Below are 1382 nucleotides of genomic sequence, written 5' to 3' on the forward strand. Positions count from 1 at the left end.
ACCACGAAACGCGCGCCCTTGATCTCGCCGGGCTTGGTGCCGGGGATGTTTTCGGCCGTCAGCGTGCCGCCATGCGCCTCGACGATCTGGCGGCTGATCGACAGCCCGAGACCAGAGTTCTGGCCGAACGCCTCGCCGGCCGGCCGGTCGGTGTAGAAGCGCTCGAAGATGCGGTCGATGTTCTCGGCCCGGATACCCGGGCCGTTGTCGTCGACGGTGATGATGTTGAACTTGCCAGCGCGCGCCAATGAGATCGCGATATGGCCGTGCTCGTCGGGCACGAAGGAGCGCGCGTTCTCGATCAGGTTGGTGATGACTTGGCCAATCCTCAGATCATGGCCGACAACGTAATAGCCCTTGGCGCCGGTCGGCAGCTTGGCCACCTTGAGTTCGATCTCGACAGCCTTCTTGTTGCGCGTGGTCTCGCGCGAGACCGCGACCAGATCGGTGATGAACTTCTTCAGGTCCACGGTTCCGGCGTCCTCGCGCGCCAGCTCCGCGTCGAGACGGGAGGCGTCGGAGATGTCGGTGATCAGCCGGTCGAGCCGCTTCACGTCGTGCTGGATGATCTCCATCAGACGCGCGCGAGACGTGTCGTTCTTCGCCAAGGGCAGCGTCTCGACCGCGCTGCGCAGCGATGTCAGCGGGTTCTTCAATTCATGCGAGACGTCGGCGGCGAAGCTTTCGATCGCCTCGATGCGCGCGTAAAGCGCATTGGTCATGTCGCGCACGGCGATGGACAAATTGCCGATCTCGTCCTGCCGGTCGGAAAAGTCCGGTATTTCCTCGCGGTTCTTGACGCCGCGCCGCACCCTGACGGCGGCGGCGGAAAGCCGCCGCAGCGGATTGGCGATGGTGGACGCCAGAAGCATCGAAAGGATCGCGGTGACCAGCGCCGCGACGCCGAACACGCGCAGGATCGCCTTGCGCTCGGCCGCGACGATCTTGTCGATATCGCCGCCTTCCGTGGACAGCATCAGCACACCCAGCACGGCGCGAAAACGCTGGATCGGCACCGCGACGGAGACGATCTGCTCGCCCTGCTCGCTCACCCGCACAATGGTCGAAGGGCTGCCGGTCAGCGCCTTGACCACCTCCGGGAAGGCCGCGCCATTGCCGCCGGGCTGCTCGTGGTAGACGGGCAGGTCCTTGTTGCGGAAGAAGTCGAAGATGAACTTCTCGACCCGCTCCACGAGGGCGGGCTGTTCGTCGTCGACGGGCGGCAGGTCGTAGCGCAGGATCTGGCCGCGCGAATAGAGATGCCGGGAGTCGAGCAGGAGGTTCGCGTCGCGGTCATAGATGCGGGCGCGGGTGCGCGTCGGCGAGATCAGCCGTCTCAGCACCGGCGCGACGCGCTCGGGGTTGATCGGGAAGTCCAGATT

At 65.3% G+C, this 1382-nt stretch carries 1 protein-coding gene; it reads right to left on the reverse strand.

From position 1 onward, the window contains the following. On the reverse strand, window positions 1–1382 hold a 1382-nt coding region (locus EOA24_RS37935), incomplete at both ends, for a stimulus-sensing domain-containing protein (RefSeq protein ID WP_127410821.1).

Origin of the sequence: Mesorhizobium sp. M2A.F.Ca.ET.039.01.1.1, assembly GCF_003998035.1 — a bacterium.
In the GTDB taxonomy this organism is placed as follows: domain Bacteria; phylum Pseudomonadota; class Alphaproteobacteria; order Rhizobiales; family Rhizobiaceae; genus Mesorhizobium.